This is a genomic window from Clostridium sp. (assembly GCF_021443865.1).
Classification (GTDB): domain Bacteria; phylum Bacillota; class Clostridia; order Clostridiales; family Clostridiaceae; genus Clostridium.
Map to the genome: position 1 here is coordinate 1 of NZ_JABUTB010000123.1, position 4,931 is coordinate 4,931.

A 4,931-nucleotide genomic window follows, 5' to 3' on the forward strand; every position below is an offset into this window, starting at 1 on the left:
CTAAAATAAAAGATATAAATTTAGATAAAAGATTGATAGTTAAATCAGCAACTCATAGCTTTTTACCACATCATACTATGGATTTGGAGGTTATGATATGATAAGTGAAATAAAAAGAATTATTGAAAACTACTTAAGCAATATTAAGTTATGTAGTATAGTCGTAGGAACGGTAATAGGGAATGGTATTAAACTTACAGATAAGTTAACCATTCCTTTTGATTTTGTAACAGGAAATTTAAAAAAATCTCTTTCCCCAGGACAAAAGGTAAGACTTTTAAGAAATCTTGGAGGACAAGAGTTTTTTATTTTGGAGGTAATTGAATGATACCTACAAGTAAATTAAATGGTTTAGAAATTGAAGAAAAAATAGAAACTAGCAAAACTTATAGAATCATTGATGATAATATAAGTGGATATGTAGATGAACTAGAATCGTTAAAACAAGCCATATATAAGGTTTTAAACACAGAGAGATATGAATATCCAATATACAGCTTTAATTATGGAATAGAACTAGAAAGCTTAATAGGTAGAGAGTCTGATTATGTAAAAGTTGAGCTTAGAAGAAGAATTGAGGAATGTTTATTGGAAGATGAAAGAATAAATGGAGTAAATGACTTTGAATTTATACAAGAAAGAGATAACTTATTATGTTCTTTTAATGTAAGCAGTATATATGGTGGAATATCTATAACTAAGGAGGTAGATATTTAATGTTTGAAGAAATGACTTTTGAAAATATATTAGATGATATGCTAAGTAGAGTTGATAATGATATAGATAAAAGGGAAGGTAGTATTATATATGATGCATTAGCTCCAGCTGCATATAAGTTAGCTGAAACTTATTTTAAACTTAGTAATTATACAGATCTATTCTTTATAGATACAACTGTAGGGGAGTATTTAGATAGAAAAGCATTAGATTATGGAGTTACAAGGAAAGAAGCAAGAAAAGCAATTAGAAAGATAGAAACTAATTCAGAAATAGAAATAGGTAGTAGATGGGGAATTGAAGATTTAATATATACAGTAACTGAAGCAATAAGCACAAACATTTATAAAGCAGAATGTAATCAAGCTGGAGAACTAGGTAATTTATATGAGGGAAAATTAGAGAATATAGATAATATAAGTGGGATAAATGCTACTTTAACTAATATTATAACTAGTGGTTCAAATGTTGAATCAGATGAAGATTTAAGAGCTAGAATAAAAGAACAGTTTATTAATCCAGCTCAAGATGGTAATGCAGCTCAATACTTGAAATGGGCTACAGAATATTCTGGTATAGGGGCTGCGAAAGTATTTCCCTTATGGAATGGAGCAAATACAGTTAAGGTAGCAATTACTAATTCATTATTTAAACCAGCAGAGAGTGGGTTAGTTGAGGAATTTCAAAAATATATGGATCCAGATAGTAAAGGGTTAGGTAATGGAGTAGCTCCTATAGGTAGTAAGGTTAAAGTAACTGGTGGTACTAAAAAAGATATTAATATTACAGCTAATGTTACTTTAAATGAAGGTTACACAGAAGTTATTGGTGCTTCAGAGGCAATATCTAATTACCTATCAAAAATTGTATATAAGAAAAATAGTGTTAGTTATATGAGGATAGGAAGTACATTATTAGATTCTCCAAGTATCTTAGATTTAAGTAATTTGAAAATAAATGGACTGACTTCTGATGTAATAATAGAGGGTGATCAAATTCCTGTACTAAATAGTATTAACTTAACGGTGGTACAACAATGATAGATTTTATTAATTATACTGTTGATGGTAAAACATATAAATTAATTGATAATGGAGATGAAACTTGGAGTAAATCAGTAAATGCCCCTAATGTAGCTGGTAATTATAATTTACTATTAGAAGTTAGTTCAGAGGGTAGAGTAACTTATATAGATAGTAGTGATTCAAGATACAACTTTTATTTAAAAGTAATAGCTTCAACAGAGAGAGTAACATTTTTAGAAAAATTAGTTCCAGAATTTATTTCAGAGGTAGATAAATTTAAGCTTCTTTATGATACAGAAAATATAAGTTTTGATGAATTACATTCAAACATAGAAAAGGTTAAGTCTGATGTTTTTATATCTACTTCATCTAATGATGCTGTTGAAAGAATAGAAACTTTCATAAATGTAAAAGGGCAAGGGAACTTAGAACAAAGAAGAAGTTATATTAAATCACTATTACAAAAGAGTAATAAGTTGAATGAAAAATCAATTAAAGATGTAGTAAATGCAATTACAGGAAGTGATTGTATAGTTATGTTTTTTACTTCTGATGAAAAAGATAATCCAATTACAGGTAATAGCTTACTAAGAGTACAAGTACTAAGTCCAGATAACTATAAGGATTATAGATATGATGATATAGCAAGAACGCTAAAACCATTGGTTCCAAGTCATATTAAATTAATTGTAGTCAAGTTCTTTGCTACTTGGAATGATATACAAGAAAATTACGCTGATTGGAATACAGTAAGAACTATGAAGGATTGGCAAACTATAAAAAATTATATACCACCACAGTAAGAGGTGTGAAATGGCAGTTAGAATAGACAAAGTAAATATAATAACTAACTATAACTGGATGAATATAAAAAACTTAGGTAATTGGAGTGCTTTAAAAAATAGTAATGTAAATTGGCAACAAATATATCAGCAGACTATTAATGCAGGAGCTCCAATTAAAATTGAAGTAGAGATAAGTGAAGATAACTGGCTAAATCTTAAAGAAAGTTTTAATACTTGGGGTATGGTAAATAATAATTTCAATAGTTGGTTAGATATTAAAAATTATTAGAAAGGATTTAATTATGGCTATTAATACAGTACGAGCGCAAATAAATGGTACGTGGATAACACTTACTAAGAATGCAACAACAGGGAAATATGAAGGTACAATAGCAGCACCTAATATTACAAGTTATAACATTAATGCTGGACACTATTACCCTGTGATTATTGAAGCTACAGATATGGCTGGAAATATTACAACAGCAAATGATAGTAGTTCAAATTTAGGAGAGAAATTAAAGTTATTTGTAAAAGAAGTAACTAAACCTATAATAACAATTACTGCTCCAGCAAGTGGAGCCTATTTAGCAAATAATACACCTTCTATAACATTGCAATTGAGAGATGAAACTAATGGTTCTGGAATTAAGATTAGTAGTCTATCCATAAAGGTAGATAATGGGGTAACTCTAACTAATACTAGTCCAGGAGTTAACGTAACTGCTGTAACTGGAGGATATAATATAACCTATGCACCTCAGACTGCTTTAACTGATGGAAGTCATACAGTAACAATTAATGTACAAGACAATGATGGAAATGCAGCAATAGCAGTTTCAAGGAGTTTTGTAGTTGATACAGTACCACCAGTATTGAATATAACATCACCTTCAGAAACTACAAGCTATAGGAACATAGATACATTATCAATAATTGGAGTAACTAATGATGTAACAAGTAGTGTAGCAATGGTAGCTATTATATTAAATGGAGTAGACCAAGGAGCAATAACAGTAGATTCATCAGGAAACTTTAACAAATCATTAACTTTAATTGAAGGCACTAATACTATAACAGTTAAAGCTACAGACCTTGCAGGCAAAGTAACAACAGTAACAAGAACAGTTATATTAGATACAATAGCTCCTACACTATCAAGTATTATAATAGCACCAAATCCAGTTAATGTTGGACAAAGCTATGTAATAACTGTAGATGTAACAGATTAGGAAGGGAAGGGATTTAATGTTAAAAACAACTAATTATCAAATGAATAAACCAGAACTTACAGATAGTCCTCCAGACATAACAGTTTTAAATGGAAATTTTGATATTATGGATGAAAAATTATTTAGTATTATAAAAGCTTGGGAGGATTTCAAATCAACTGGTGGTAAAATTAATGGAGATTTAGAATTATTACCAATAAAAAAATTAAAGAGTAGAATGAGCAATGGAAGAGAAGTAAATATTGCTTATATGCAAAACAATGGTGCTGTAACATATGGTGATGAATTAAATCCTACATTTCTAGTAGGTGCCGAAAGACCTTCAGTTTGGGAGAATGGAGCATCTAATTCTATAGTGTGTGTGAAGGATTATATAAATTCAAAAGGAAGTTCTGGATATACTAAATTACCTAACGGAATTGTAATAGAATGGGGAGTAGTAGAAAATGCAACAAGTGGAGTAAATACAAGTATTACTTTTCCAATAGAATTTCCTAATACTATTTTTACTATGTCTGCTTCAATTAGTGGCACTACTGTATCTACTCAGCTAGGGTGCAATTGTGGAGTTTACACAAAAGGAACTGGATACGTTGGACAAAATACTGGAGCAACTAGAAGAGTTTTTTGGATAGCATTAGGATATTAAGGAGGTTATTATATGGAACAATATTATTTAAGAATAGAAGATAATTATTTTGGATTTGTTGTAGAAGGTATTCACGAAATAAAACTAAGTGATAAGCCAATTTTAAAAGATGAGTATGAGTTATTTTTTGAAAAACAAGCCGAAGGGAAACAATTTAGAGTGAAAGAGACTAGTAATGGTAATGGATTGTTCGATTATATTGAAGAATATATTCCTGAAGTTGAAGTAACACCAGAGCCAGGATTAGAGGAAATTGCTTTAGATCATGAATATAGAATAAGTAAATTAGAGTTAGGAGTGTAAATATATGACATACAAATTATGTGTAACAGTTATAAATAAAGGAACTTATGGTACTAAGGAACAGATGTTGGAAAAGTTAGATGTATTCTTATTAAATAATAGGATAACAGAAGCGGAATATAATGAATTAGTTACTTTATTAGATGATAAATAGGAAGGTGCAATATGAATGATGAATTAGTAAAACATCAATTAGAAATTCATGATAAAAGATTAAATA

The 4,931-nt window shown here is 29.4% G+C and carries 9 protein-coding genes; all 9 read left to right on the forward strand.

Translation table 11 applies throughout. From position 1 onward, the window contains the following. The first annotated feature begins 97 nt into the window (after nucleotides 1-97). From HUJ77_RS14465 to HUJ77_RS14505, 9 genes are read left to right on the forward strand one after another with little or no spacing between them, the layout of a single operon-like run. Complete coding sequence (locus HUJ77_RS14465; RefSeq protein WP_291709805.1) at nucleotides 98-328, forward strand: DNA helicase; 231 nt, start codon at nucleotides 98-100, stop codon at nucleotides 326-328. Beyond that, the gene (locus HUJ77_RS14470) at nucleotides 325-717 is read left to right on the forward strand and encodes a DUF2634 domain-containing protein (protein ID WP_291709807.1); all 393 of its coding nucleotides are present in this window, start codon (nucleotides 325-327) and stop codon (nucleotides 715-717) included. The genes HUJ77_RS14465 and HUJ77_RS14470 overlap by 4 nt, the downstream gene beginning before the upstream one ends. Further along, nucleotides 717-1,757 carry a baseplate J/gp47 family protein gene (locus tag HUJ77_RS14475; protein ID WP_291709809.1) on the forward strand — a complete coding sequence of 347 codons (1,041 nt, stop codon included), beginning with the start codon at nucleotides 717-719 and terminating at the stop codon, nucleotides 1,755-1,757. The genes HUJ77_RS14470 and HUJ77_RS14475 overlap by 1 nt, the downstream gene beginning before the upstream one ends. Further along, on the forward strand, nucleotides 1,754-2,545 hold the full coding sequence (locus HUJ77_RS14480) for a putative phage tail protein (protein WP_291709811.1): 792 nt from the start codon (nucleotides 1,754-1,756) through the stop codon (nucleotides 2,543-2,545). Before HUJ77_RS14475 ends, HUJ77_RS14480 begins: the two co-directional genes overlap by 4 nt. Nucleotides 2,546-2,555: 10 nt before the next feature. Next, on the forward strand, nucleotides 2,556-2,816 hold the full coding sequence (locus HUJ77_RS14485; protein ID WP_291709832.1) for a hypothetical protein: 261 nt from the start codon (nucleotides 2,556-2,558) through the stop codon (nucleotides 2,814-2,816). 13 nt (nucleotides 2,817-2,829) lie between these two features. Next, on the forward strand, nucleotides 2,830-3,759 hold the full coding sequence (locus HUJ77_RS14490) for an Ig-like domain-containing protein (RefSeq protein WP_291709834.1): 930 nt from the start codon (nucleotides 2,830-2,832) through the stop codon (nucleotides 3,757-3,759). A gap of 16 nt (nucleotides 3,760-3,775) precedes the next feature. Then, complete coding sequence (locus HUJ77_RS14495) at nucleotides 3,776-4,408, forward strand: hypothetical protein (RefSeq protein WP_291709836.1); 633 nt, start codon at nucleotides 3,776-3,778, stop codon at nucleotides 4,406-4,408. 12 nt (nucleotides 4,409-4,420) lie between these two features. Then, a complete protein-coding gene (locus HUJ77_RS14500) occupies nucleotides 4,421-4,711 on the forward strand; it encodes a hypothetical protein (RefSeq protein WP_291709838.1) in 291 nt (96 codons plus the stop codon). Between the two features lie 4 nt (nucleotides 4,712-4,715). After that, nucleotides 4,716-4,865 carry a hypothetical protein gene (locus HUJ77_RS14505; protein WP_291709840.1) on the forward strand — a complete coding sequence of 50 codons (150 nt, stop codon included), beginning with the start codon at nucleotides 4,716-4,718 and terminating at the stop codon, nucleotides 4,863-4,865. Nucleotides 4,866-4,931: the final 66 nt, after the last annotated feature.

What these genes read in the sequence shown, in the direction of transcription:
- HUJ77_RS14485 (WP_291709832.1), top strand. Translation starts at nt 2,556, where the DNA reads ATGGCAGTTAGAATAGACAAAGTAAATATAATAACTAACTATAACTGG.
- HUJ77_RS14480 (WP_291709811.1), top strand. Translation starts at nt 1,754, where the DNA reads ATGATAGATTTTATTAATTATACTGTTGATGGTAAAACATATAAATTA.
- HUJ77_RS14475 (WP_291709809.1), top strand. Translation starts at nt 717, where the DNA reads ATGTTTGAAGAAATGACTTTTGAAAATATATTAGATGATATGCTAAGT.
- HUJ77_RS14495 (WP_291709836.1), top strand. Translation starts at nt 3,776, where the DNA reads ATGTTAAAAACAACTAATTATCAAATGAATAAACCAGAACTTACAGAT.
- HUJ77_RS14470 (WP_291709807.1), top strand. Translation starts at nt 325, where the DNA reads ATGATACCTACAAGTAAATTAAATGGTTTAGAAATTGAAGAAAAAATA.
- HUJ77_RS14505 (WP_291709840.1), top strand. Translation starts at nt 4,716, where the DNA reads ATGACATACAAATTATGTGTAACAGTTATAAATAAAGGAACTTATGGT.
- HUJ77_RS14500 (WP_291709838.1), top strand. Translation starts at nt 4,421, where the DNA reads ATGGAACAATATTATTTAAGAATAGAAGATAATTATTTTGGATTTGTT.
- HUJ77_RS14465 (WP_291709805.1), top strand. Translation starts at nt 98, where the DNA reads ATGATAAGTGAAATAAAAAGAATTATTGAAAACTACTTAAGCAATATT.
- HUJ77_RS14490 (WP_291709834.1), top strand. Translation starts at nt 2,830, where the DNA reads ATGGCTATTAATACAGTACGAGCGCAAATAAATGGTACGTGGATAACA.